Consider the following 24,392-nt stretch of genomic DNA (forward strand, 5'->3'; position numbering starts at 1 on the left):
AGCCTCAACATGAACAAAGACAAACGAAGATTAATCCTAGAGCGTCTTAGAGAGAACAATCCCAACCCGCAAACAGAACTCAACTGGAGTACCCCATTTGAACTTTTGATTGCGGTACTGCTCTCGGCTCAGGCAACCGACGTAAGTGTGAACAAAGCAACTGATAAACTCTATCCGGTCGCGAATACGCCAAAAGGACTATTTGATTTGGGTGTGGATGGTGTAAAAGAGTACATCAAGACTATCGGCCTATTTAACTCAAAAGCTGAGAACGTCATCAAAACGTGTAGGATCATACTTGATAAGCACAACGGTGAAGTTCCAGAAGATCGCGAAGCGTTAGAAGCCCTACCTGGTGTTGGTCGAAAAACAGCAAACGTAGTGCTTAACACCGCGTTTGGCTGGCCAACCATCGCCGTGGATACCCATATCTACCGTGTTTCCAATCGAACCAAGCTGGCAATGGGTAAGAATGTCGACCAAGTAGAAGAGAAGCTTCTCAAAGTCGTGCCTAAAGAGTTCAAGTTGGATGTTCATCACTGGTTGATTCTTCATGGGCGTTACACCTGTGTCGCGCGAAAGCCACGCTGTGGTAGCTGCATCATCGAAGACCTATGTGAATTCAAAGAAAAAGTTTACCCAGAAGATTAGGAGAACAGACAATGTCAAACGGACGTATTCTTCACACCATGCTACGTGTTGGTGACCTAGATAAATCAATCCAATTTTACACTGATGTAATGGGTATGCAGCTACTGCGTACCAACGAAAACAAAGAATATGAATATACTTTGGCTTTTCTTGGCTTCGGTGATGAATCTCAAGGTGCAGTCATTGAGCTGACGTATAACTGGGGCACTACTGAGTACGACCTTGGTTCTGCGTTTGGTCATATCGCTATTGGTGTCGACGACATTTACACTACGTGCGATGCAATTAAAGCCGCGGGTGGTAACGTAACTCGTGAACCAGGCCCGGTAAAAGGCGGTTCAACCCACATCGCTTTCGTAAAAGACCCTGACGGCTATATGATTGAATTAATTCAAAACAAACAAGCTTCAGCAGGTTTAGAAGGCTAAGTCATAGCCAGCAAAGTTATTAAAAATGGGACAGCACTTCGCTGTTCCATTTTTTTAACTTTACTCGATAATAATTATCATTTAACCTCTACCTATTCGGAGTTAGGAGAGTACAACAATGGCTATTGCAGAATGGGAGAAGCATACTTTACTCGCTGATGTGGCATTAAAGGAAAATGACCACTTACGCAGCATTCTTCACTACCAACAGGCCCTCACATTAAGTGAGCGTATCGGTGATGAAACTGACGTTGATGTCGAAGACCGACTGATGATTTCAGTGATCTCATGCCACAATATGGCGATGTTTTGGCGCAATATCGGTGATATTAAGTACGAGCTTAAATATCTGCAGCTAGCCTCAGAAAAAGTGCTGACCTTGGTACCGCAATGCCCGAATACCGATTGTGATGCTTTTATCGATTCAATGGGATGTTGTAAAAAAGCCCTTGTAGAGTTTATGAAACGCCACCCGAACCCGAAGATTGCTCAATTGGTGCAGGATATCGATGCCGCTACAAACTGCAATCTCATTGCCAAATTCCGTCTAAGCTAAACTCTAGCTCTAATACAATCAAAAAAGGCCACTCTCTGTGGCCTTTGTGTTTTATACCTGTGTTCTACCTAAAGAAATCACCACACGTCGGTTTCTGTCTTTACCGATCGGTGACGCGTTATCATCGATAGGTCGGCGCTTCCCGTACCCTTGAACACGAATGCGATCTTCTGGCAAGCCTAATGACTTGAAGTAATTTTGTAGCACATCTGCTCGGCGCTCAGATAAATTTTGGCTAGCGCTCTTGCTGTCTTCAGCATCGGTATAGGTTGAAACCAAAACCAGATCAATATCTTGGTTATACTTTATATACTCGGCAATTTGAGCCAAGCGCTTTTGCGATTGCTTGTTAAGTTCAACGCTGGTTCGATCATAGTGAAGAATAGTAAAGGCAATATCTTCAAAACTGTATGGCAGTAAGTTGGCGATACAGTCACTAAAAACATTGTATGAACGTTGGAATAATACCGAGGACAGCGCGACTTCAACACGTTGATCTCGACTACGCCACTCTTGATAACTAAAAGTCGGGTAACGTCCTTTCTCTAACTCACCGAGAACATTCCAAGCAGTTTGGCCACCCACATAGCCATCGAATTGTTGAAAGAAACGAATGTTCGTAATGCGGTCAGCACTATCACCAGGTCGCCATGCTGGTGGCATAGAAATTAGGCTCACATCACGTGTCTGACCCATTGGTCGTTTCATCTTCAATTCAAGGTCAAGATTAATTTTTTTGCTCGCGTGAGATGAGAACACCGCTTCGCCATAATTAGGAATTGGATGAACTAGGCGACACTCTAATGGCGTATTGGCAACCATTTGCCATGTCGACTGTTGAGGTGTTGCAACGTAATGCTTTTCAAACGCGAACACCGAAGGTGCTAACGTTATCAAAGACATAGCGATACCGGTTGCAAACAACTTCTTCATACAAACTTCTTCTCTTATTAGGGCTGGCGGAACTTAACTTGCCGCTAGAAAATCATCTATCAGATTAATGCAAAAACCTAGCCAGAATATTTGTATAATACAAATCACCACTGTTTCTTTTTCAATCAGCATTTACGGTTTTTCTTCCGCCTAGAATCTGCAATAATGCCAGCCCTGTCACATTATATGAAGTACACATGACTATAGAAAACGAAGCATTGACGCTAAAAAAACGATTTCGTGGCTACTTTCCGGTTGTTATTGACGTGGAAACTGCGGGTTTCAACGCCAAAACGGATGCGCTTTTGGAAATCTGCGCCGTTACGTTAAAAATGGATGAAAACGGCGACTTAGCACCTGCTTCAACCATTCATTTTCATGTCGAACCTTTTGAAGGTGCCAACCTTGAAAAAGAAGCGTTAGAGTTTAATGGCATTCGCGACCCGTTTAGCCCTCTTCGCGGTGCTGTGACAGAAGCGGAAGCCCTCAAAGAGATCTACAAACTCGTCCGCAAAGAACAAAAAGCTGCAGACTGTAGCCGTGCCATCATGGTTGCCCACAATGCCACCTTCGACCACAGCTTTGTGATGGAAGCGAGCGAGCGCTGCAAGCTTAAACGTGTCCCTTTTCATCCCTTCGCAACGTTTGATACTGCTACACTAAGTGGCTTGGCTTACGGCCAAACTGTGTTGGCTAAAGCGTGTAAAACAGCCGGGATGGAATTTGATAATAAAGAAGCCCACTCTGCCCTATATGACACTCAAAAAACGGCAGAACTCTTCTGCGGTATCGTCAACAAATGGAAAGCCCTTGGCGGTTGGCCTGTCGTTGAAGCTGAAACCGAAGATAAAAACTAAAAACGTAAACACAACACACGAGTAAATTATGAACCCTGTTGTTATTTCTGTATGTATCATGCTTGCCTTGGCGCTGATGCGTGTGAATGTCGTTGTTGCTTTGACATTCAGTGCGATTGTAGGTGGTCTGGTTTCAGGTATGGAACTTAATCAAGCAGTTGCTGCTTTTGAAAGTGGTTTAGGTGGCGGTGCAACTATCGCCCTTAGCTACGCAATGTTAGGGACCTTTGCGGTCGCGATCTCTCGCTCTGGTATTACTGACCTATTGGCGAACAGTGTAATCAAACGTATCCATGGCCAAGAGAATGCTTCGGCGTCTACAGGTCTTAAATACGCGGTGCTGGTAGCGCTTGTTCTTGTCACGATGTCTTCTCAGAACGTGATTCCTGTTCACATCGCCTTTATCCCAATTTTGATTCCACCTCTACTGGGCGTATTTGCAAAGCTAAATCTAGACCGTCGCATGATTGCATGTCTACTAACGTTTGGCCTTGTGACTCCATATATGGTTCTTCCTATTGGTTTCGGCGGTATCTTCCTAAACAACATTCTATTGAAAAACTTGCATGATAACGGTTTAGAAAACGTTGTTGCAAGCCAAGTACCTGTCGCTATGCTGTTGCCTGCTGCGGGTATGGTCTTTGGTCTTATCACAGCGATTTTCTTTAGCTACCGTAAACCGCGTCAGTATAAAGAGTCTGAGCTAACTCGTGTTGATACTGATACAAAAGAGATCCAACCGAAGAACATTCTTGTTGCTGCTGTCGGTATCGTTGCCGCTCTAAGTGTTCAGCTAATGACAGGTTCAATGATCATTGGTGGTCTAGCTGGCTTTATGGTTTTCACCTTTGGTGGCGTGATTGCTTGGAAAGAGACCCACGATGTGTTTACTAAAGGCGTACACATGATGGCGATGATCGGTTTTATCATGATCGCAGCAGCAGGTTTCGCCGCAGTAATGAAGCAAACTGGTGGTGTTGAGTCTTTGGTTGCAGCGCTATCAACAAGCATTGGTGACAATAAACCACTAGCAGCACTATTGATGCTGGTTGTTGGTCTGCTAGTGACTATGGGTATTGGCTCATCGTTCTCTACGATTCCAATCCTAGCAACAATTTACGTTCCACTGGCAGCAGCGTTTGGCTTCTCTCCAATGGCAACAATTGCTCTAGTAGGTACTGCAGCAGCGCTTGGTGATGCCGGTTCACCAGCGTCAGACTCAACGTTAGGCCCGACATCAGGTCTAAACGCCGACGGCCAGCACGAACATATCTGGGAAACCGTAGTACCTACCTTTATCCACTACAATATCCCACTGATTGTGTTTGGTTGGATTGCCGCAATGGTTTTATAGCCTAAATCAGTCACTGATAATTAAGGCGTAAAAAAAGCTGACATGATGTCAGCTTTTTTATTACCTACAATTTGTCGTGACTTCTATTGTTTTTCAACAACGGCAGCTAGAACAGGCGCCATATCTTGCAGTAACTGCTCTTCAACCGGTTTACCCGTTGAGTCAGTGACGTTGATTGAAGTTCGGTTGCCAAGATCACCAAATAGGAAAGTGTAGGTCCCTGATTTAAGTGCAATCGGCTTAACACCAATCTCATTCCAGAACTCATCATCCGGAGAAGCGTACTTCGCTTTAACGTGACCTTGAGATTGGTTACGCTCTTCTAAGGTAAAGCCCATCTCAGGAAGCAGTTTAGGTAGACGCTGCCACAATACGTTATATGGTGTGCGAGCGATAATAACCGGGAAACCACTACGGTCCGTACCCATAGTCACCGGAATCTTCTTCACAAGTTCTTGCGCTTTACGCGCCGCTTCTTCACGAAGATCTAAGTCATAGCGCGCGGTTACTAAGTTAGTCATCAGAGCGTTGTAGCGCTCTTTATTGGTTGCTGTCACAGGCATATCTTTGCCTGCTTCACGCCAATCAATCAATGAAATCTTAAAGCCATGGCGTCCACCAGCCGCAACACGTTCAATCGCGTAACGAGCTCCAAGTTCGCCATCTTCATCTTCTGACGTCCAAGTCACCCAGTCGGTCTCAATACGTGTTGCCGTTTGCTCACGAATACCAATTTGGCGCTCTTCCAGCATGGTTAACGCTGTCTGCCACACCTTGTCCACTTCGTCTTCACGCAGCAGCCAAAGCGTAGTTTCGCCCTGTTGTCTTTCCGCACGTGCACCAGGAATAAGCTCTAATACTTGTTGCGGTGGTCTAATATCAACTTCACGGCCAATACCACCAGTAAAGTCTCCCTGAGGGATATTGTAGTCGATGTAGAACTGACGTTTCGCACCATCAGCCAATGTCCACTCTTGTAGCGGTGGCGTATTTAAGTATTCAAAGTCATCTTTAGCCTGACGACGCTGAGTCGCACTACCTGAACATGCACTTAAAACAAAAACAGCTAGTGAACTGACGACTAGCTGGTGTGACAATTTCATTGAAACTCCTGATACCTATATGCCGGAGCATTAAACTCCGGCAATCCATCTTTAATTTAGTAAATGCAAGCTTCTGTCATTGCTTGAGCAACAATCGGGCGAGCTTTCTCTGACAACTCAGTCAGCGGCAAACGTAAATCGCCATGCTCAATTAGGCCCATTTTATGTGCTGCCCATTTTACTGGAATTGGGCTAGATTCAACGAATAGGTTCTTGTGTAGCGGCATCAAACGTTGGTTGATAATTTCCGCTTCTTCAAACTTACCTTCTTTCGCTAATCTGAACATTTTTGCCATGTCTTCAGCAGCAATGTTGTTCGTTACTGAGATAACACCGTGACCACCTTGTTTAACAAATTCAAGGCCAGATGAATCATCGCCACTTAGTAAGATAAAATCTTCGCCACAAAGTTCACGATGAATTGCAATTCTACTTAAATCACCCGTCGCATCTTTCAATGCAACGATGTTTTCAATCTCGGCTAAACGCGCCACAGTCTCTGGTAACAGGTCTACCGCCGTACGGCCCGGTACATTATACAGGATCTGTGGGACATCGCTTTCTTCAGCGATCGCTTTATAGTGTTGGAACAAACCTTCTTGAGTTGGCTTGTTGTAGTAAGGTGTCACACTTAGGCAGCCTACAATGCCTGAGTTATTGAGTAGACGACTGAAAGTGACTGACTCATGTGTTGCATTTGCACCTGTGCCCGCAATTACTGGAATGCGTCCTTCAGCAAACTCAACCACTTTAGTCACAACCTTGACATGCTCTTCAATAGTCAGCGTCGCCGATTCACCAGTGGTACCTACTGCAACGATGCCATCGCTTTTTGCTGCAACATGGTATTCCACCAGTTTCTTCAGGCTTACGTAATCAACTTCGCCATCATTATTAAACGGTGTAATTAACGCTACAATACTTCCTGAAAACATGTCTTTCTCCCTAATTTAGATACTAATCGCATGGTACTGTAAGGCGATTGAAAAAGACAAGCACTGAGACCCGCTTAAATCACCTATTTGAGTGAATATTTATCAGATGTTAGAACTTTGGCAACTTACTCCTTTAAATTCCGCTATTGTCAGTTCCTAGCAAGGAATACGCATGGTCGCTCACAGCAGTCTAATTTACACTCTAACACACTCATAAAATACGTTTGAGGTGCATTTCTATAGCGGCCTAATGTGCTAAGCTATCTGATTAATAATTGGAACATTGATAAGTGAAGTTATGACTCAACATTTAGTGATTACTGCCGTAGGAACGGATCGCCCAGGAGTGTGCAACCAAGTTGTACATTTAGTCACTCAATCCGGATGCAATATTGTTGATAGTCGTATTGCCCTATTTGGCAACGAATTCACTCTCATCATGCTGCTTTCTGGCAATAACGCAGCCGTGACTCGCGTGGAAACCACCTTGCCACTACTTGGCCAAGAACATGATCTCATTACCATCATGAAGCGTACATCAACTCATGCGCACTTGGACAATGCCTACACATTAGAAGTTTTTGTCGAATCTGAAGACAAGCCTGGGTTAACGGAAAAGTTCACCCACTTCTTTGCGCAAAAGAACATAGGCCTGTCATCGCTCAGTGCCCAAACTATCGACAAAGACAAAATTAACACAGAGACAAATCAGTTCCACATTGCGATCACCGCTACTGTCGACTCTGAGTGCAATTTAATGCAGCTGCAAGAAGAATTTGACAATCTTTGTCAGCAATTGTCAGTTCAAGGCTCTCTAAACTTTATAAAAAACAGTCAATAAAAAGGAATCTCCATGAACACGCTTACCGCAGGCGCTCCAGCTCCAGCGTTCTCTCTTCTCGACCAAAATGGCGAAACAGTTTCTCTAAACGACTTTAAAGGTAAAAAGGTTCTGTTTTACTTCTACCCTAAAGCGATGACTCCAGGCTGTACGGTACAAGCGCAAGGTCTTCGTGACACTAAGGCAGAATTGGACGCTCACAACGTTGTTGTATTAGGCGTCAGCATCGACCCAGTAAAACGTCTTGGTAAGTTCATTGAACGTGACAACCTAAACTTCACACTACTGTCAGATGAAGACCATGCTGTAGCCGATCAATTTGGCGTATGGGGCGAGAAGAAATTTATGGGTAAGATCTATGACGGTCTGCACCGCATCAGCTTCCTAATCAATGAAGAAGGCGTGATTGAACACGTCTTCAATAAGTTCAAAACCAAAACTCACCATGAGGTAGTCCTTGATTACTTAAACGAAAATAAGTAGTTCTTAGGATAAGTAACTCTAAACATAAAAAACGCCAGCGATATCGCTGGCGTTTTTATTTGCCGTATCCAGTAAGTTTATACGATGAACTTATTCAAAATTGCATCTTGTTCACGCACATTTTCAGTCTGAACTTGCATTGCCATGTTAGCTTCTTCTGCTGAATCAGCGACTTGAGTCGACAGATCTTTGATCTTAACCGTATTACTGTTTATCTCTTCTGCCACTAAGCTTTGCTCTTCTGCCGCAGAAGCAATCTGCATGTTCATATCACTGATACGCTGAATAGCCTCACGGATTCTCTGTAGCGCACCATCAGCCGCTTGCGCTTTTTCAACCGCATCGACCGCAGTATTCTTGCTTTCATTCATCGCCGCAGACACTGAGCTTGCCCCCGCTTGAAGCTGCTCAATCATGCTACGGATTTCTGTTGTCGACTCTTGAGTACGCTGAGCAAGTGTTCTGACTTCATCTGCTACTACCGCAAAGCCACGACCTGACTCCCCCGCACGTGCTGCTTCAATTGCTGCATTGAGCGCCAACAGGTTGGTTTGGTCTGCAATATCATTGATAACCTTCAAGATGGTTTCGATATTTGCCGTTGCTGACTCTAGACCTTGAACTTCTTCCACCGCCTGATCAATACGCGCTGAAAGCATATCAATCGACGCTGTTGTATCACTTACCACTGACGAGCCATCTTGGGTTGCATCGTCCGCTTCTTTTGCTGCACCCGCGGCACCTTGTGCATTATTGGCAACTTCTGTCGCAGTGACTGCCATTTCGTTCATCGCTGTCGCGAGCTGCTCAAGTTCTTCAAGCTGACTACGCATTGCACTCGCCGAGTGCTGCGCACCTTGAACGGTCATTTCAGTACCACGTAGGATTTCAACACCGATCGCTTTTGATTGCTGAATTTGCGTCTGTAATGTTTGAGTAAAGGTATTAAAGCCTTCCGCAAGCTCGGCAAACTCTTTATCCGTGTTGGTATCTAAACGTTTAGTCAGATCACCTTGGCCCGAAGCGACGTCTTTGATCGCATCATTCAGGGTCGCAAGTGGGCGCATCAGAGCTTTAATTAAGAAACTTAGTATAATGATACTCAGTACAACACCGATCAAAACATAGACAATTGAACTGTTACGCATCTTTGCAATCGTGGCAAAGGCGATATCTTCATCAACCACCGCACCCACATACCAATTCTCTGATGGTACTTTAGTAAAGCGAACCATTAGGTTCTTGCCGTCATACTCAAAGTGTTGAGCAACTTCTTGTACTTTAGCACTTGGTAAGTATTTGTTTAGATTCTCACCATTGTTGGCCGCATCTGGGTGAGCAATAGTGGTACCATCGGCGGTAACAATAAATAGGTAACCTGCATCAAGAAGGTTAACACTATTCACTAGATCAGCAAGACCGCCCAACTCCATGTCATAGAACATACCAGCAACAAATTGGCCGTTTTCTTTCACTGGAGTACCGATCGAAATAATAACCTTCTTCGAAGAGACATCCACATAAGGGTCAGTTATAACAAGACGACCTTGCGACTTAGCATCTTTGTACCAAGGACGAACACGAGGGTCGTAATCAGGGCCAGCTTCCCAACCATCATCATTTTCAACAACAAAACCATCCGCCTCATAACCAAAGCCTACGGCTAGGAAACTGCTTTTGACTTCTGGTTTCTCTAGAATCTCTTTTACTAGCTGTCGATTTTGCGGATCAATTTCAATCACCTCAGTGGTGGACTGAGCCAACGATTTTTTACTTTCCATCTCAGAAACGACAGTATTTTTAACCCCTTTCACCATCTCTGTCAGACTGGTATCTACCAGCAATTCGACTTCCTGTTTAACGGTACGTAGCTGCTGAATAGACAACAACGTCACGGTAACCAGAAGTAATGCTGAAGAAGCGGCAACTATTTTTTGACTGAATTTCATAGTATTCCTTTATTGTTCGGCAAGCTCGTTATTATTGTTATTAGTATAGTTATCGTCTGACGTAACGTTTACTTAAGAAATTTCTTACAAATTCCTACATAAGTAAATTCCAAAGGAGTAAGAAATGCCAACTGGACCACAAATAAAAAGCCCCAAAGCAGTTGCCTTGGGGCTTTTTATGCAATTATCTGTATATCACCTAGCCTACTATGTACTTAATTCTTCTTCATGGCTAGGCAGAGCATTCCACACTGCTTTAACTAAGGTCGCCAACGGGATAGCGAAGAATACTCCCCAGAACCCCCAAAGCCCACCAAACACCAATACCGCAACAATAATCGCCACAGGGTGAAGGTTTACTGCTTCAGAGAACAGCACTGGTACTAGTACATTACCATCCAACGCTTGGATAATGCCGTAAGCAATCAGTAACCAATAAAACTGAGGAGTCAGGCCCCATTGGAATAAGCCGACAATAGCCACTGGCACTGTCACGGCAGCTGCCCCAATGTATGGAATGAGAACAGAAAAGCCAACCGCTACCGCAAGTAGCACCGCATAACGAAGGTCAAGAATAGCGAAGGTAACGTAACTCACGCCGCCAACGATCAAGATCTCCATCACTTTACCGCGAATGTAGTTAGAGATTTGCTCGTTCATCTCGTGCCAAACTTTGTTAGCAAGACGACGGTTACGTGGCAGCATGCCACTCGCCATTTCAATCATCTCTTCTTTATCTTTAAGCAAGAAAAACACTAATAGCGGCACCAAAATTAAGTAAACGCCCAGTGTTGCGAGACTAACTAAGGAAGCAAGTGAACCTTTCACCACGGTTTCACCCATACCAATCACTTGGTTCTTAGCGTTGGTGACCAAAGACTCGACTATCTGGAAGTTTTCTAATTCTGGGTAGCGATGAGGCAACTCAGAGATGAAACCTTGCAAGCCAACATACATTGATGGGATATCGTTGATCAGATTACCAACCTGTTGCCAAATGGTCGGAACTAAACCGAAAATGGCAACGATCATCAAACTGATAAAGCCAAGGATGACCAAAATTACAGCAAGGGTACGGGGAATCCCCATACGAGAAAGCTGAACTACCGGCCACTCAAGCAAATAGGCCAGTACAATGGCAACCAATAGTGGTGCAATCAAATTGCCAAAGAAATAAATCGTAATGAAACCAAACAGCAAGATCGCGACTAGGCTCACTGCATGCGGATCAGAAAAACGTCGTTTATACCAACGACTCACCATTTCAAACATTCAACTAGGTTCCTTAATCACTTGCATACGGTAATAGCCATTCATCTCTTCACAAGTCAGGCTAAACAAGTGGTTATGAATAAATCGGGTAATATCTTGCATTGAGTTAGAATCGGACACTAAGATTTGAGTTTGCTCACCAACGGTCAATCCTTTTGTGTGACGCTTAGCAAGTAAAAGCGCCATAGGACAACGCTCTTGGCGTAAATCCAAAATATTAGGTTTCATTCTTTCGCCCGATGCATATTATTACGGCTAGATATTGTATAGTGTTTTTTTGCATGCGTCAGTGTAAATAGTCTGTGTAATGTCACTACTCTGACCTGACGACTGAATTCAAAGCTGGGACTGGAAACCATCTTGACTCTACGCTGTCCAAGCGTATGCCCACCTTGTTAGTATAGTTCTAACCCTAGGTGAAGAATTAATGGAGTATCATCTTTCATATATGTTTAAACGTACGCGTTCATTAGTCTGCCTATGTGTCGCAGCGGCTTTAAGCACACCTGCCCCATCACTCGCAAACAGTTTAGATTTGCCAGATATCGGTACGACTGCAAGTAGCACACTCACCATTGACCAAGAGATTCAGTATGGTGATGCGTATATGCGCATGATTCGTGCGAGTCAGCCGATCGTGAACGACCCGGTACTGAATGAGTATATTGATAACTTAGGGCATCGATTGGTTGTCAACGCATCGGATGTAAAAACCCCGTTCACCTTCTTTATGATCCGCGATAGAAACATTAACGCATTTGCCTTCTTTGGAGGCTATGTTGCATTGCATTCTGGTTTGTTTCTTCACGCACAAAGCGAAAGTGAGTTAGCTTCAGTCATCGCGCACGAAATCGCGCACGTAACTCAAAGACACTTAGCACGAAGCATGGAGGAGCAAGCAAGACGCTCTCCAGCAACTATGGCCGCTCTTGCTGGTGCACTGTTACTTGCGATTGCCTCACCGGAAGCAGGAATGGCAGCGATCACCGCAACTACAGCGGGTAGCATGCAAGGGCGAATTAACTACACTCGTAGTAACGAGAAAGAAGCTGACCGCTTTGGCATTAATACGTTGGCGAAAGCTGGGTTTGACGTCAATGCTATGCCTCGATTCTTTGGCCGCCTTGCTGATGAATATCGCTACGCAAGTAAGCCGCCGCCGATGCTGCTGACTCACCCATTACCTGAAGACCGTATTACCGACAGTCGTGCTCGAGCACAAAATTACCCAGCGCGAAGAGTCGATCCTTCGCTGAATTACCATTTAGCTCGTGCACGTATTGTCGCTCGCTATGCAGGCATAGATAGCAAAGCCGCGCAAGACTGGTTTAAGCGAACGCAAAAGAAAGTTGCGCCAAATCTAAAAGTTGCTTTTGAGTATGGTAAAGCACTGGTTCATCTAGATGATAACCAGCTTGATCAAGCTGCTGTGATTTTAAATGACCTTATCAAGCAAGATCCTAACAATCTGTTTTATTTAGACGCTATGTCCGATCTCTACATCGCACAAAAACAAGCGGATAAAGCAGAAAATTTGCTTAAACAAGCATTGAAGTCAGCGCCCAACAATGCAGTCATCACGATTAACTACGCCAATTCTTTACTCAAACAAGAGAAAAATGAAGAGGCTGTCAAAGTGCTCCAGCGATACACTCACGACAATCCGAAAGATGTGAATGGCTGGCACTTGCTTTCAGAAGCAAATATCCACTTAGGTAAAAGTGATGAAGATTTGGCTGCTCGTGCCGAAATTCTCGCATTAAAAGCTAACTGGAACAAAGCGATTCAATACTATACCCAAGCAAGCCAACTGGCTGAGCTGGGAAGCTTAAAACAAGCAAGATACGATGCCCGCATTGATCAATTAATGGTTCAGCGCGATCGCTTCTTAGCCTTACAATAATAAATGGAGAAATTACTATGCCAGTCGTGATTTATCACAACCCTCGCTGTTCAAAAAGCCGTCAAACACTTGCACTGCTTGAAGAGAAAGGTATTCAACCAGAAATCATCAAATACTTAGAAACTGCACCAAGTGTGGAACAGCTAAAAGAGCTCATGACCCAACTTGAGCTTAATGACGTTCGCGATATGATGCGCACTAAAGAAGATATCTACAAAGATCTTGAGCTAAAAACGGCCGATGACGAAACGCTATTTAAAGCGATGAGCGAAAATCCAAAACTGATCGAGCGCCCTATCGTGGTTGCTAACGGTAAAGCGAAACACGGCCGTCCGCCGGAGCAAGTTCTCGACATTCTATGATGTGCCAAATCGTCATCCTCTATTACAGCCGTCACGGTGCTACACAATCTGTTGCTAGACAGATAGCTAGAGGCGTGGAGTCCATCACTCAATGTGAGGCTCTACTGCGCACAGTTGACGAACTAGAGGGAGAATCCAACGCCCAAGACCCCGTCATTAGTCTAGAAGAACTCAAGCAATGTGATGGTTTAGCGTTAGGCAGCCCAACTTGGTTTGGTAACATGGCAGCTCCACTAAAACACTTTTGGGACAAAACAACACCGCTGTGGATATCCGGTGACTTAATCGATAAGCCAGCATGTGTGTTTACCTCCTCATCCAGTTTACACGGTGGCCAAGAAACAACCTTACATACCATGATGCAGCCTCTATTGCATCACGGCATGATGATTCTTGGTATTCCCTACTCGGAGCCAAAACTTCACTCAACACAAAGTGGCGGAACACCTTACGGTGCAAGTGCGGTCAGTTCATCAGGCGGTAAGCTTACTGACGATGAAATAGTGCTTGCCCAACAACTTGGTAAACGCTTAGCAAACGCTGCATTAAAAATGAAGGAAAGATAGATATGCACGAGATGCACGAGATGCACCCCACCACAAAGCTATACCGCCTGTTAGCCTTGTTTGGCAACCTAGCACTGCTTGCTTGGATAGCTCTTTGGCAACTATCGCTTTCTCCGCACCCACATATCAGCAGTACGACGCTAGCCATCGCATGGGCAGTGCCTCTACTTCTACCCCTACCCGGTATTTTAGTTGGTAAGCCATATACTCATGCATGGGCGAACTTTGTTCTTATGCTTTATTTCTTGCATGGTTTCACCATTTTATGGGTTGATGACGGTGAACGCTGGCTGGCAGTGGTTGAAATACTACTGACAACCATCACCTTCTTTGGCAACATTCTTTATGCCCGAGCAAGAGGTAAAGAGTTAGGTATGAAACTTAAGCGCCTGTCGAAAGTAGAAAAAGAAGAAAAAGCACGATTTGAGTCTGAGTAACAAATACAAAAATAGGGTCTGGTATTCCAGACCCTATTTCTTTAAATCAACATTTATTCTACAGAGTTTTCTTCTTGAACAGCGAACTCCACATCACTTATCACTTTCTGCCGAATCAGGATCAATCACAATCTCTCCTTCAATCTTAGGCGCGACATACACATACGGTTTACCTTGCCATTCATAAACTAAGATTTGTTCAGCTGGAACTAATGGTGCTGTTGGAGTATTTACTGACTCTAACGACGTCGTCGAATCTGTTGACGACATATTTGATTCGAGTTCACCTTGAGCTGCTTCTGGTGTTACTTCAAGTGAAGGCTCGGTAATAGCAACTAACGGCGTTTCAATAACACTTTCAAGCTGCTTAATTGGGCCTGCACGTAACAACACTTCTTGCTTAAATTCTTCAGTTGAAGAGAGCAAGTGTACGTTAAAGGTCACCTCGTTGCCTTGAATCTTAAGAATATCGAGAGAAGCAACTGAGCTCAGTTTCTTGAGCTTATTCTCTAAAGTGAAGAAACTAACCGCGTCACTCAATTCGGTAAAGCGAACCTTGATAGCCTCAGATGATTCATTGGCAACAACAACTGCAGTTTTCTTGGCGTAGTAGTCACTGAGTTGGTTGACCATCTTAATCGCAGCATCTTCGCCATTGTTTGAACCCGATAACGGTGCTTGACGAGTCACGCCAATCGTCGCTGGTTTTTGATCGTAAAGCGTCCAACGCAGTGAATTACCTTGCGCTTTTACTACCAGTACCGCATCAACAGGGTAACGCTGACTTGCAGCGCCTACTGGTTGGATGAAACCACCCCATAGATCGGAAACCGCAACGCCGGTAATATCATCAAAATCGCCCACTGGCACAGTCAACGGAAGCCCGCGCTTATCAGCCTGTCTTTTAAGCTGTTCAAGCACTGCCGAAGATGAATGTTCCCAGATAATATTTCGGTCCGTTTTTTCTTCAACCAACCAAACAAGAATGTTTGCACGAGAAGCAGGCCAAACTGGTAACTGAGCTTGGCTCAGAAGAGAACGAATATGCTGTGCACTAAAGCCCATTCGCAACGTTTGCTCTCCATTCAACTGGCCATAACTGATCTGGCTCAGGTACTGACTGTTTTGTCTTAACGCTTTTTTGACCACTTCATTAGCTACTGCATCACGGTCACCTGAAGCTCGAACAATCACTTCTTTCATACCTTCGATTCGTGCATCTGAATCGGCATTTTTAGCCTCTTGATCAAGCACAACTTCTGAACGGTACAAATCTACATTGGTCAAAGCCATAGCAGGTAATGTAACCAGCCCTAAAACCAACAAAGCTAAATGGCGCATACTTTTCCTAACATCGATTTACTACTCATTAAAGACTGATGATAAGCAACTATCGCTAACGGGGCAACTAAAGGACTACTGTCGCTTCAAAAATCTAGCCCTCCCACGACAACTCATTGAGCCATTCAATCAATTAATCGCCAAATATTTGATCCAGTTCGAATTGCAAACGTTTGGCACAATGATAAAATCCCGCGAATTTTATTTTTGCCAAGCAGATTAGCAAAGTCTGTTTTCATCCAGCCATATAAAGGAATAACAATATGAAAAATGCCATTCAAGGTGCACAAATGCTATTTGTCGCATTCGGTGCATTGGTGTTGGTGCCTCTACTCACCGGATTAGACCCAAGCGTTGCTTTATTTGGTGCTGGCGTCGGAACCCTTCTTTTTCAACTTGTAACCCGTCGCAGCGTACCAATTTTCCTAGCATCTTCTTTCGCATTTATTGCCCCGATTCTTTATGGCGTACAAACATGGGGCGTTCCTGCCACAATGGGTGGTCTAATGGCAGCAGGCTTTGTCTACGTTGCAATGGGCGCACTAATTAAAGTACGTGGCGTGGAAATCATTCACAGACTGCTGCCACCTGTCGTGGTTGGCCCTGTGATTATGGTCATTGGTTTAGGCCTTGCACCTGTTGCTGTGAACATGGCTCTAGGTAAAGTTGATGGGGCGCAAGTCATTGATGCAAATGCATCTTTAATCATTTCAATTGCTTCATTGCTGACAACGATTGTTCTAAGTGTCTTTGCTAAAGGCTTCTTAAAGCTGACACCGATTCTAGGTGGTATCGTTGTTGGTTACTGCCTAAGCCTTGGCTACGGTATTGTAGACTTCACACCTGTACAGCAAGCAGCTTGGTTTGCACTGCCAAACTTTACTTTCCCTGAATTCAACATCAACGCTATCCTGTTTATGATCCCAGTTGCGATTGCACCAGCGGTTGAGCACGTCGGCGATATGCTTGCAATTTCAAACGTAACAGGTAAGAACTACATTAAGAAGCCGGGCCTACACCGCACCATCACTGGTGACGGGGTGGCAACCATTGCGGCATCTATGGTAGGTGCACCGCCAAATACGACTTACTCAGAAGTAACTGGTGCGGTTATGCTGACTAAAGCATTTAACCCTGTGATCATGACTTGGGCTGCGGTTTCTGCCATCGTATTAGCACTGGTTGGTAAACTTGGCGCAGTACTGCAAACCATCCCAATGCCTGTTATGGGCGGTATCATGATTCTGCTGTTTGGTTCAATTGCAACGGTTGGTTTGAACACCTTAATCAAGAACAACGTTGACCTACATAAGTCACGTAACCTTGTTATCGTCGCTATCACACTAGTATTTGGTATCGGTGGCATGGCTTTCGGTGTTGGCGAGTTCAGCCTTCAAGGTGTGAGTCTATGTGGTATCGTAGCAATTCTGCTTAACCTAATCCTGCCAAGAGATTTAGGTGAGAACCATGTCGTAGATAATGCGCAGATGGAAGAAGAAACCAAGTAGGTTCGATTCCAAATAAAACATAATTCTAGAGGGTTGTTACTTAGTGCCAACCCTTTTTTATTGCTGTTAGTTTAAGACAAAGCGTAATTTTAAGTCAGCAGAAAACTGGATGAGATTCCCTATTCGCTCCTTCGCCACTCTATAGAATGACAGCGGGAGACTAAATACACAACTCTGCAAACTGGCCACGTGTTAGCATCGCTAAATCTTGTGGTGCAAGCTCAATTTCTAAACCTCGCTTACCCGCACTCACGCATATTTTCTCTAATTGTTGCGCACTTTGATGGATAAACGTCGGTAGCGCTTTCTTTTGCCCCAATGGGCTAATACCACCGACCACATACCCTGTTGTCTTCTGCGCGATGTCAGGGTTAGCCATTTCTGCCTTTTTCGCTTTAGCGGCTTTTGCTGCTTGCTTAAGATTTAGCTTGTGGTCGACAGGAATAATCGCAACGGCAAGATTTTTCGGCTCACCATTTAGGCTAAATAGCAGCGTCTTAAACACCTTCGCCGGATCTTGGCCGAGCACTTCGGCTGCCTCTAAACCATAACTGTCAGCACGCGGATCATGCTCATACTGGTGAATAGTGTGGGTGATTTTTTTCTTCTTAGCGAGGTTGATTGCAGGTGTCACACTCCCTCCTGATTGTGATAAATACAGGTAGTAAAAACAAAGCGCTACTCCGAAGAGTAGCGCTTTAGCTTAATGAGGTTTATGTGTTTGCGTCAACTTACTTGTAAACAATCTCACCTGATGGAGCAAATTTGTTTACGTCTACAGGGCTATTTGCTTCTAGGTACTCTTTGAGTACTTCAGCATCAACAAAGCCTGTATTTACGTAACCTGGGTGGTCAGTCAATTTAGGGTAACCATCACCACCAGCCGCATTATAGCTAGGAACGGTAAAGCGGTACGTTTCGTCTAAACGAAGTTGCTTACCACCAATAAATACATTTGAAACTTTACCGTCAGCTACCGTCATAGAAATACCAGCAAACTGAGCATACGCACCAGAATCAACTGGCTTAGTCGCCACTACGTTTAGGTAATCTAGAACTTCTTTACCGGACATATCGATATAAGTCACAATGTTCCCAAAAGGTTGAACTTTTAGTACATCTTTGTATGTGATGTTACCCGCTTCAATTGAATCACGTACACCGCCAGAATTCATAACCGCAAAATCAGCTTTAGCGCGCTCCATATGCGCCGTTGCAATCAAACGACCTAGGTTAGTCTGTTTGAAACGAACAACATCGCGGTCACCTTCTAACTTACCGTTAGTTTCTGCGATCTTCACATTTAGCTGTGCTTGACCTTGCTCTTGATACGGTCGTAGGAAGTCAAGTAGTTTAGGATCTTGCTTAATTTCATCTTCAATAAATACACGCTGACTCTTACCATCAACGTTTATCTTCTTCTTCAAGTTGACCGGAATAAGATCATAGCTGACCATTTTTAGCTCGCCATTACGGAATTCGTAATCTGCACGACCTACATATTTACCCCACTCGTGAGCTTGAACAATGTAAGTACCATTTTGCAAGTCTGGCTTACACTCATCTGAAGGCTTATAGTTTTTCTTAACAACGTTTGGCGCTTCCATACATACAGGCTCTTGAGAGTGACCACCAACGATCATATCGAGAGAGCCTTCATCTAGGTAGCGAGCTAAAGCGACATCACCTGGAGCATTAATACCACGTTTACCATCTTCGTAGTGTCCCATGTGAGTCACAGCAAAAATAAGATCTGGTTTTTCTGTCTTTTTAAGTTCAGCAATCAGCTTCTTAGCTTCTACTTTTGGATCTCGGAATTCGATACCACCAATGTACTCTGGGTTACCAATTTTCTGAGTATCTTCCGTTGTCAGGCCGATAACAGCAATCTTAATACCTTGCTTATTGAACATCTGATAAGCTTGGAACATGCGTTTGCCTGTCTTTTTATCGTAGATGTTTGCTGAAAGCATTGGGAAATTAGCCCATTCTTCCTGTTTAAATAGAACGTCTAGCGGGTTATCGAACTCATGGTTACCTAGTGCCATTGCATCGTAGCCAATTTTGTTCATGCCTTTGAAATCTGGCTCAGCATCTTGAAGATCTGATTCAGGAACACCTGTATTTATATCACCACCAGAAAACAGCAGTACGCTACCGCCCTCAGCTTTTACTTCAGCACGTAACTCATCGACTAGCGTCTTACGAGCGGCCATACCGTACTCGCCGTATTTGTTCTGCCAGAAGCGACCATGGTGGTCATTGGTGTGAAGAACTGTCAGCTTGTAAGTTTTATCTGCTTGCCACTCATGCTGAGGTGCTGTTGCACAACCAGCTAGAGTTGCCAAGATTGCTGCGCTAATTGCGCTTTTGACGATCAGGCCTTGCTTCATTGTCATACCTTTTAAACTTTTTGGGGTTTCCACTGCTTTTAACACTACTCTCTTGGAAAATACATGCGCGAAAGATTACGCATCAAGAAAGTAGTAAAACTTGAACTAGTTTAAATTAACCTTAATAACGTGACAGTCTGATTTCATATTTATGTTGGCCTGATCACTTTAATCTCATGCAAATGTGTAACAAACCATCAAAATTTCACTCGTACTCATAAACGATCACAGGCAAACGTTTTCATGTGCTTTCGAGCCGTTTGTGACGTTGGTTAACCATTCAACAGATTATGATAACGCTGACAAAATCTTCTTCACTTTCAGCGAGTTACTTATAGGTTATAACATATCAATAACTCACCTCTATCAATCTGTTTGAGGTATAAAAAAAGCCGGCTAAGTGCCGGCTTCTCGATCCGTAAATAAGACTTACTTAATATCGATGTGGTCAAAACCTTTGATCAGATCATCCAGCGCTTTCATTTGCGCAAGGAACGGCTCTAGTTTGTCTAGAGGCAGTGCCGATGGACCATCACAGCGTGCCTGATCTGGATTCGGATGCGCTTCAATAAATAGACCTGCAATACCCGTTGCTAGACCCGCTTTTGCCAGTTCAACAGTTTGCTCACGACGGCCCCCAGATGCTGCGCCTGATGGGTCACGCATCTGAAGAGAGTGCGTCACGTCAAAAATGATTGGGCTGCCGTTAGACGCTTTTTTCATCACGCCAAAGCCAAGCATATCAACCACTAGGTTATCGTAACCGTGACATGAACCGCGCTCACATAGAATGATGTTTTCGTTGCCACATTCGCTGAACTTATCAACGATGTTACCAACTTGACCTGGGCTCATGAACTGAGGTTTTTTCACGTTGATCACAGCGCCCGTCTTAGCCATAGCTTCAACAAGGTCTGTTTGACGCGCTAAGAATGCTGGTAGTTGAATAACGTCAACAACGTCAGCCACTGGCTGAGCTTGCGCTTCAGTGTGAACGTCAGTAATGATTTTTACGCCGAAGGTATCTTTTAGCTCTTGAAAGATTTTCATACCTTCTTCAAGGCCTGGACCACGGTAAGAGTGAACAGAACTGCGGTTAGCTTTATCGAAAGACGCTTTGAATACGTAAGGAATACCCAGTTTTTCTGTCACTTTTACGTAGTGCTCACAAATCTGCATCGCAAGATCACGAGATTCAAGAACGTTCATACCCGCAAACAACGTGAATGGTTTGTCGTTCGCTACAGGAATATCACCTACGTGAACAATTTTCTGTTCCATTTTCTTCTCTCTATTTTGTGTAGTGCCAGCTTTTCGGGGCTGGGCTTAATGTAAGGTAACTTGAGTGTTGCTCATTGCTGACACTTGATTCTTTAGCAGTTCAGCCGCTGGGTCATCGGGACACTGGTCAATGAAAAACTGGTAATCCGTTAAAGCAACCTGATGGCAATCTAATTGCTGATAGATAAACCCTCGGTCTCGAATTTCATATGGATCATCAGGCACAAACGTTAATGCTAAATCGGTACATTTCAACGCCAAAGTATAGCGCTCTTCACGCAGTAGAGCACTTTTCAATAATGCCAACCAGCGACCAATTACCGTTGGATTGTCCGTTTCCTCAAGATGCTTTGATTCCAACTTTGCTAACGGGCCTTTGTGGCCGATCATCCATGCATTTAATGTGTGTTCAGAAACATACTCACCATTAAATGGGTTGATATAGAGCGGTTTCTCACCGTACCACTCCAACTTAAGCAAAAACTGAGTTGGGAAAGTCACTCCCACCAAAGGGAAACCAAGCTTACGAGCGATAAATAACAGTATCGCTCCAAGACTTACGGGAATGCCTTTACGCTGTTCAAGAACCTTATCGATAAAGCCATTTTCTGAACGAAAGTAGTTGTCTTTATCTCCTTGAAATTCCCACTCGTAGTAAAACAGGCGAAGAAGTGACTCAAAGCGCTGCTTTTCATTCACCTCATGCGATAAAGCCAATTCAGCCTCGCGAACCAACCGGTTTAGTTCAGCTTCAGCCCATTCAACTTCTGTCTGAGGAGAAATCGCTTTGTTCAATGCTAAAGCCCCTTGTACGAGCTCCATAGCATCAAAATCTTCATCAAATAACTCAAGCATATTGGCTATTAGACCTTCTTAACCAAATCATTAACCGAAGAACATCGGAGTTTTGCTCACAGCCACTTTGCCAGCCATCGCTAACCAGCCAAGCGCGCCGAAGAATGAGAATGCTTGAAGCAACTTGTTTTTACCCAACTTCAAGGCAAAAAAGCCCAGTGCAATGTAAGCCAATACGCAGGTAATCTTCTCTGTTAACCAAGGGGCGGCTGGCGTGAAAGGAATAAAGCCAGTGATAAAGATCAAACCAATACCCGATAGCAATAGAGCGGTATCATTGATATGAGGGAACACCTTAAAGAACTTTTTCTCTAATAGGTTTGAGTTTGCCATCTTCATTGCAAAGCGTACCGACAGTAAGGTCACACTGATTGCGATAGTTAGCAGGTGGAAATGTTTTAAACCTTCGTACATTGTTATTCTCTCTTACTTCACTGATGAAAACTGACCAATCGTTACTCGGTCGTTGTCACCATAGTCCTTGTAGGTCACCACTTGGTTATAACCAAGCGATCGTAATAATTCTCTGACAGGCTCACCTTGTTCGAAGCCATGTTCAAACATCAGCCAGCCATTATCCAATAAGTAATCTCGAGCCTGTGTGGCGATATGTCTAATATCTGCCAAGCCTTTTTCATCTGCCACTAACGCGCTCAATGGTTCAAAACGAACATCACCTTGCGTTAGATGCGGATCTTCTTTCTCGATATAAGGAGGATTTGACACAATCAAAGCAAACTCTGTACCAGCGGCAAGTGGCTCAAACCAACTGCCCGCAAGAAATTGAGTGTTGCTAAGATTCAAAGCACTCGCATTGCTTTGTGCCAATTGCTGAGCATCTTCCTTAAGGTCAATCCCTGTTACTTGTCGCTGCGGTAGCTCTGATGCCAGCGCCAGTGCGATTGCCCCTGTCCCAGTACCAAGATCCAAAATGTCGCCATCCATTTGCATCGCTTTATCTAGCGCGATTTCAACCAAGCGTTCAGTGTCAGGTCTTGGGATCAAAGTGGTCGGAGAAACTTTTAGCGGCAATGACCAAAACTCTCGCTCACCAACGATATAAGCGACAGGTTCACCCGTTAGGCGACGCTGCAATAAATCATCGAACGCAGCAAGTTGCTGGGCGTCTAATATTTTGTCAGGCCAAGTAAGAAGAAAAGAGCGAGGCTTGTCGAGTGCATGGCAAAGAAGCACCGCGGCATCGAGAGAGGGCGAATCACTGCCACTCTCTTGAAGTTGCTGTACGGCCTGCTTTAGTGTGTATTCAACACTGCTTTCAGCCGGCATTGGATTAGTTGTTCTCTGCTAGAGCGGCTAGCTGGTCAGCTTGGTGCTCTTGGATTACCGGATCAACAAGGCTCGCGAGATCCCCTTCCATCACTTCATTTAGACGGTAGATGGTCAGGTTAATACGGTGATCGGAAACACGACCTTGCGGGTAGTTGTAGGTACGGATACGGTCACTACGGTCACCTGAGCCCAGTAAGTTACGACGTGTATCAGACACTTCCGCAGCACGCTTTGCTTCTTCAGCTTGGATAATACGCGCAGCCAGAACCGCCATCGCTTTCGCTTTGTTCTTATGCTGAGAACGCTCGTCTTGACACTCGACAACCGTACCGGTTGGTAAGTGGGTAATACGAATCGCAGAGTCGGTGGTGTTAACGTGCTGACCACCCGCGCCTGATGCACGGAAGGTATCAATTTTTAGGTCTGCCGCTTTGATTTCTGGGATTTCCGCTTCTGGGATTTCCGCCATAACTGCAACGGTACACGCAGAGGTATGTACTCGACCTTGAGATTCAGTTGCTGGTACACGCTGAACACGGTGACCACCTGATTCAAACTTAAGCACACCGTATGCGCCATCACCAGAGACTTTAGCAATCATCTCTTTATAGCCGCCATGCTCTGATTCGTTAGAGGACATCACTTCTACCCGCCAGCCTTTCTTCTCGGCAAATTTGCTGTACATGCGGAATAAATCACCCGCAAAAATACCGGCTTCATCACCACCCGCACCGGCACGAATCTCTAGGAAACAATTACGGTCATCGTTAGGATCTTTTGGAAGCAATAAGATTTGAAGCTCATCATTTAGGCGCTCAATCGTTTCTTTCGCATCTTTGATCTCTTCTTGCGCCATTTCACGCATTTCTTCATCGTCTTCTTTTGCCATTTCTTCAGCGGCAACAAGATCTTCCTGAGCTTGCTGATAAGCTTGGAAACACTTAGTCACTTCTTCAAGCTGAGAGTACTCTTTTGATAGCGCACGGAATTTATCTTGGTCTCCAATCACATCAGGATCACCAAGTAGGTGTTGAACTTCTTCGTAACGCTCAACTAGGGTTTCTAGCTTAGTTAAAATAGAGGCTTTCATAGTT

The 24,392-nt window shown here is 44.5% G+C and carries 26 protein-coding genes; 12 read left to right on the forward strand and 14 right to left on the reverse strand.

From position 1 onward, the window contains the following. Positions 1 to 9: 9 nt before the first annotated feature. The 3 genes from nth to ACU01J_RS01450 all read left to right on the forward strand — a co-directional run bounded on the left by nth (position 10) and on the right by ACU01J_RS01450 (position 1,635). Positions 10 to 651 (forward strand): endonuclease III, encoded by a 642-nt coding sequence (nth, locus tag ACU01J_RS01440; RefSeq protein WP_481084104.1) that lies wholly within the window; start codon positions 10 to 12, stop codon positions 649 to 651. An 11-nt stretch (positions 652 to 662) separates the two neighbouring features. Further along, on the forward strand, positions 663 to 1,079 hold the full coding sequence (gene gloA, locus ACU01J_RS01445; RefSeq protein ID WP_053440322.1) for a lactoylglutathione lyase: 417 nt from the start codon (positions 663 to 665) through the stop codon (positions 1,077 to 1,079). A 118-nt stretch (positions 1,080 to 1,197) separates the two neighbouring features. Then, a complete protein-coding gene (locus ACU01J_RS01450) occupies positions 1,198 to 1,635 on the forward strand; it encodes a DUF2753 domain-containing protein (RefSeq protein ID WP_481084105.1) in 438 nt (145 codons plus the stop codon). A gap of 51 nt (positions 1,636 to 1,686) precedes the next feature. Here ACU01J_RS01450 and motY read toward each other — a convergent pair whose 3' ends face one another. Continuing rightward, positions 1,687 to 2,568 carry a flagellar protein MotY gene (motY, locus tag ACU01J_RS01455; protein ID WP_481084106.1) on the reverse strand — a complete coding sequence of 294 codons (882 nt, stop codon included), beginning with the start codon at positions 2,566 to 2,568 and terminating at the stop codon, positions 1,687 to 1,689. Positions 2,569 to 2,765: 197 nt separating this feature from the next. Here motY and rnt point away from each other — a divergent pair, with 197 nt between their 5' ends. Next, on the forward strand, positions 2,766 to 3,425 hold the full coding sequence (gene rnt / locus ACU01J_RS01460; protein ID WP_481084107.1) for a ribonuclease T: 660 nt from the start codon (positions 2,766 to 2,768) through the stop codon (positions 3,423 to 3,425). A 28-nt stretch (positions 3,426 to 3,453) separates the two neighbouring features. Then, on the forward strand, positions 3,454 to 4,779 hold the full coding sequence (locus ACU01J_RS01465) for a Na+/H+ antiporter family protein (RefSeq protein ID WP_481084108.1): 1,326 nt from the start codon (positions 3,454 to 3,456) through the stop codon (positions 4,777 to 4,779). 83 nt (positions 4,780 to 4,862) lie between these two features. Here the strand turns inward: ACU01J_RS01465 and bamC are convergent, their stop codons facing one another. Further along, on the reverse strand, positions 4,863 to 5,882 hold the full coding sequence (gene bamC / locus ACU01J_RS01470; RefSeq protein WP_481084109.1) for an outer membrane protein assembly factor BamC: 1,020 nt from the start codon (positions 5,880 to 5,882) through the stop codon (positions 4,863 to 4,865). 56 nt (positions 5,883 to 5,938) lie between these two features. After that, positions 5,939 to 6,817 carry a 4-hydroxy-tetrahydrodipicolinate synthase gene (gene dapA, locus ACU01J_RS01475; RefSeq protein WP_134835135.1) on the reverse strand — a complete coding sequence of 293 codons (879 nt, stop codon included), beginning with the start codon at positions 6,815 to 6,817 and terminating at the stop codon, positions 5,939 to 5,941. Between the two features lie 298 nt (positions 6,818 to 7,115). On the opposite strand from dapA, the gene ACU01J_RS01480 reads away from it, so the two are divergent. After that, positions 7,116 to 7,658: a glycine cleavage system transcriptional repressor gene (locus ACU01J_RS01480; protein ID WP_481084110.1), complete on the forward strand. Its 543-nt coding sequence runs from the start codon at positions 7,116 to 7,118 to the stop codon at positions 7,656 to 7,658. 12 nt (positions 7,659 to 7,670) lie between these two features. Then, positions 7,671 to 8,141 carry a thioredoxin-dependent thiol peroxidase gene (gene bcp / locus ACU01J_RS01485; RefSeq protein ID WP_481084111.1) on the forward strand — a complete coding sequence of 157 codons (471 nt, stop codon included), beginning with the start codon at positions 7,671 to 7,673 and terminating at the stop codon, positions 8,139 to 8,141. A gap of 77 nt (positions 8,142 to 8,218) precedes the next feature. Here bcp and ACU01J_RS01490 read toward each other — a convergent pair whose 3' ends face one another. The 3 genes from ACU01J_RS01490 to ACU01J_RS01500 form a co-directional block, all read right to left on the reverse strand. Continuing rightward, entirely contained in the window at positions 8,219 to 10,090 is a 1,872-nt protein-coding gene (locus ACU01J_RS01490) for a methyl-accepting chemotaxis protein (protein ID WP_481084112.1), read from the reverse strand. Between the two features lie 207 nt (positions 10,091 to 10,297). Then, on the reverse strand, positions 10,298 to 11,362 hold the full coding sequence (locus tag ACU01J_RS01495; RefSeq protein WP_481084113.1) for an AI-2E family transporter: 1,065 nt from the start codon (positions 11,360 to 11,362) through the stop codon (positions 10,298 to 10,300). After that, complete coding sequence (locus ACU01J_RS01500; protein ID WP_481084114.1) at positions 11,363 to 11,590, reverse strand: sulfurtransferase TusA family protein; 228 nt, start codon at positions 11,588 to 11,590, stop codon at positions 11,363 to 11,365. Positions 11,591 to 11,810: 220 nt separating this feature from the next. Here ACU01J_RS01500 and bepA point away from each other — a divergent pair, with 220 nt between their 5' ends. The 4 genes from bepA to ACU01J_RS01520 are packed head-to-tail and all read left to right on the forward strand — an operon-like array spanning position 11,811 to position 14,630. After that, positions 11,811 to 13,265 carry a beta-barrel assembly-enhancing protease gene (bepA, locus tag ACU01J_RS01505; RefSeq protein ID WP_481084259.1) on the forward strand — a complete coding sequence of 485 codons (1,455 nt, stop codon included), beginning with the start codon at positions 11,811 to 11,813 and terminating at the stop codon, positions 13,263 to 13,265. 17 nt (positions 13,266 to 13,282) lie between these two features. Next, on the forward strand, positions 13,283 to 13,627 hold the full coding sequence (gene arsC / locus ACU01J_RS01510; protein ID WP_481084115.1) for an arsenate reductase (glutaredoxin): 345 nt from the start codon (positions 13,283 to 13,285) through the stop codon (positions 13,625 to 13,627). Continuing rightward, the gene (gene wrbA / locus ACU01J_RS01515; protein WP_481084116.1) at positions 13,624 to 14,193 is read left to right on the forward strand and encodes an NAD(P)H:quinone oxidoreductase; all 570 of its coding nucleotides are present in this window, start codon (positions 13,624 to 13,626) and stop codon (positions 14,191 to 14,193) included. The genes arsC and wrbA overlap by 4 nt, the downstream gene beginning before the upstream one ends. Before the next feature lie 11 nt (positions 14,194 to 14,204). Next, the gene (locus ACU01J_RS01520) at positions 14,205 to 14,630 is read left to right on the forward strand and encodes a DUF2069 domain-containing protein (protein WP_481084260.1); all 426 of its coding nucleotides are present in this window, start codon (positions 14,205 to 14,207) and stop codon (positions 14,628 to 14,630) included. A gap of 93 nt (positions 14,631 to 14,723) precedes the next feature. Here ACU01J_RS01520 and ACU01J_RS01525 read toward each other — a convergent pair whose 3' ends face one another. Further along, on the reverse strand, positions 14,724 to 15,971 hold the full coding sequence (locus tag ACU01J_RS01525) for a DUF2066 domain-containing protein (RefSeq protein WP_481084117.1): 1,248 nt from the start codon (positions 15,969 to 15,971) through the stop codon (positions 14,724 to 14,726). A gap of 263 nt (positions 15,972 to 16,234) precedes the next feature. On the opposite strand from ACU01J_RS01525, the gene ACU01J_RS01530 reads away from it, so the two are divergent. Next, positions 16,235 to 17,479 (forward strand): uracil-xanthine permease family protein, encoded by a 1,245-nt coding sequence (locus ACU01J_RS01530; RefSeq protein WP_481084118.1) that lies wholly within the window; start codon positions 16,235 to 16,237, stop codon positions 17,477 to 17,479. 160 nt (positions 17,480 to 17,639) lie between these two features. Here ACU01J_RS01530 and ybaK read toward each other — a convergent pair whose 3' ends face one another. The 7 genes from ybaK to prfA all read right to left on the reverse strand — a co-directional run bounded on the left by ybaK (position 17,640) and on the right by prfA (position 24,388). Next, positions 17,640 to 18,113: a Cys-tRNA(Pro) deacylase gene (gene ybaK / locus ACU01J_RS01535; protein ID WP_481084119.1), complete on the reverse strand. Its 474-nt coding sequence runs from the start codon at positions 18,111 to 18,113 to the stop codon at positions 17,640 to 17,642. Between the two features lie 97 nt (positions 18,114 to 18,210). Then, positions 18,211 to 19,872, reverse strand: a complete 1,662-nt coding sequence (ushA, locus tag ACU01J_RS01540) for a bifunctional UDP-sugar hydrolase/5'-nucleotidase UshA (RefSeq protein ID WP_481084120.1) — start codon at positions 19,870 to 19,872, stop codon at positions 18,211 to 18,213. 429 nt (positions 19,873 to 20,301) lie between these two features. Further along, positions 20,302 to 21,153, reverse strand: coding sequence for a 3-deoxy-8-phosphooctulonate synthase (gene kdsA, locus ACU01J_RS01545; RefSeq protein ID WP_481084121.1), 852 nt, complete (start codon positions 21,151 to 21,153; stop codon positions 20,302 to 20,304). Positions 21,154 to 21,198: 45 nt separating this feature from the next. Further along, positions 21,199 to 22,008, reverse strand: coding sequence for a SirB1 family protein (locus ACU01J_RS01550; protein WP_481084122.1), 810 nt, complete (start codon positions 22,006 to 22,008; stop codon positions 21,199 to 21,201). Positions 22,009 to 22,038: 30 nt separating this feature from the next. After that, positions 22,039 to 22,422: a SirB2 family protein gene (locus ACU01J_RS01555; RefSeq protein ID WP_481084123.1), complete on the reverse strand. Its 384-nt coding sequence runs from the start codon at positions 22,420 to 22,422 to the stop codon at positions 22,039 to 22,041. A 12-nt stretch (positions 22,423 to 22,434) separates the two neighbouring features. After that, on the reverse strand, positions 22,435 to 23,295 hold the full coding sequence (gene prmC / locus ACU01J_RS01560; protein ID WP_481084124.1) for a peptide chain release factor N(5)-glutamine methyltransferase: 861 nt from the start codon (positions 23,293 to 23,295) through the stop codon (positions 22,435 to 22,437). A gap of 4 nt (positions 23,296 to 23,299) precedes the next feature. Next, the gene (prfA, locus tag ACU01J_RS01565) at positions 23,300 to 24,388 is read right to left on the reverse strand and encodes a peptide chain release factor 1 (protein ID WP_481084125.1); all 1,089 of its coding nucleotides are present in this window, start codon (positions 24,386 to 24,388) and stop codon (positions 23,300 to 23,302) included. Between the last annotated feature and the right edge of the window lie 4 nt (positions 24,389 to 24,392).

The organism is Vibrio sp. 2433-A1 (assembly GCF_056726085.1).

Coding starts and splice junctions, on each gene's coding strand:
- ACU01J_RS01490 (WP_481084112.1), bottom strand. CDS start 10,090: ATGAAATTCAGTCAAAAAATAGTTGCCGCTTCTTCAGCATTACTTCTG.
- bamC (WP_481084109.1), bottom strand. CDS start 5,882: ATGAAATTGTCACACCAGCTAGTCGTCAGTTCACTAGCTGTTTTTGTT.
- ACU01J_RS01480 (WP_481084110.1), top strand. CDS start 7,116: ATGACTCAACATTTAGTGATTACTGCCGTAGGAACGGATCGCCCAGGA.
- ACU01J_RS01495 (WP_481084113.1), bottom strand. CDS start 11,362: ATGTTTGAAATGGTGAGTCGTTGGTATAAACGACGTTTTTCTGATCCG.
- arsC (WP_481084115.1), top strand. CDS start 13,283: ATGCCAGTCGTGATTTATCACAACCCTCGCTGTTCAAAAAGCCGTCAA.
- prfA (WP_481084125.1), bottom strand. CDS start 24,388: ATGAAAGCCTCTATTTTAACTAAGCTAGAAACCCTAGTTGAGCGTTAC.
- ACU01J_RS01500 (WP_481084114.1), bottom strand. CDS start 11,590: ATGAAACCTAATATTTTGGATTTACGCCAAGAGCGTTGTCCTATGGCG.
- kdsA (WP_481084121.1), bottom strand. CDS start 21,153: ATGGAACAGAAAATTGTTCACGTAGGTGATATTCCTGTAGCGAACGAC.
- nth (WP_481084104.1), top strand. CDS start 10: ATGAACAAAGACAAACGAAGATTAATCCTAGAGCGTCTTAGAGAGAAC.
- bepA (WP_481084259.1), top strand. CDS start 11,811: ATGTTTAAACGTACGCGTTCATTAGTCTGCCTATGTGTCGCAGCGGCT.
- ACU01J_RS01555 (WP_481084123.1), bottom strand. CDS start 22,422: ATGTACGAAGGTTTAAAACATTTCCACCTGCTAACTATCGCAATCAGT.
- ACU01J_RS01525 (WP_481084117.1), bottom strand. CDS start 15,971: ATGCGCCATTTAGCTTTGTTGGTTTTAGGGCTGGTTACATTACCTGCT.
- ACU01J_RS01520 (WP_481084260.1), top strand. CDS start 14,205: ATGCACGAGATGCACCCCACCACAAAGCTATACCGCCTGTTAGCCTTG.
- ACU01J_RS01465 (WP_481084108.1), top strand. CDS start 3,454: ATGAACCCTGTTGTTATTTCTGTATGTATCATGCTTGCCTTGGCGCTG.
- bcp (WP_481084111.1), top strand. CDS start 7,671: ATGAACACGCTTACCGCAGGCGCTCCAGCTCCAGCGTTCTCTCTTCTC.
- ushA (WP_481084120.1), bottom strand. CDS start 19,872: ATGAAGCAAGGCCTGATCGTCAAAAGCGCAATTAGCGCAGCAATCTTG.
- prmC (WP_481084124.1), bottom strand. CDS start 23,295: ATGCCGGCTGAAAGCAGTGTTGAATACACACTAAAGCAGGCCGTACAG.
- gloA (WP_053440322.1), top strand. CDS start 663: ATGTCAAACGGACGTATTCTTCACACCATGCTACGTGTTGGTGACCTA.
- ACU01J_RS01550 (WP_481084122.1), bottom strand. CDS start 22,008: ATGCTTGAGTTATTTGATGAAGATTTTGATGCTATGGAGCTCGTACAA.
- motY (WP_481084106.1), bottom strand. CDS start 2,568: ATGAAGAAGTTGTTTGCAACCGGTATCGCTATGTCTTTGATAACGTTA.
- rnt (WP_481084107.1), top strand. CDS start 2,766: ATGACTATAGAAAACGAAGCATTGACGCTAAAAAAACGATTTCGTGGC.
- ACU01J_RS01450 (WP_481084105.1), top strand. CDS start 1,198: ATGGCTATTGCAGAATGGGAGAAGCATACTTTACTCGCTGATGTGGCA.
- ACU01J_RS01530 (WP_481084118.1), top strand. CDS start 16,235: ATGAAAAATGCCATTCAAGGTGCACAAATGCTATTTGTCGCATTCGGT.
- wrbA (WP_481084116.1), top strand. CDS start 13,624: ATGATGTGCCAAATCGTCATCCTCTATTACAGCCGTCACGGTGCTACA.
- dapA (WP_134835135.1), bottom strand. CDS start 6,817: ATGTTTTCAGGAAGTATTGTAGCGTTAATTACACCGTTTAATAATGAT.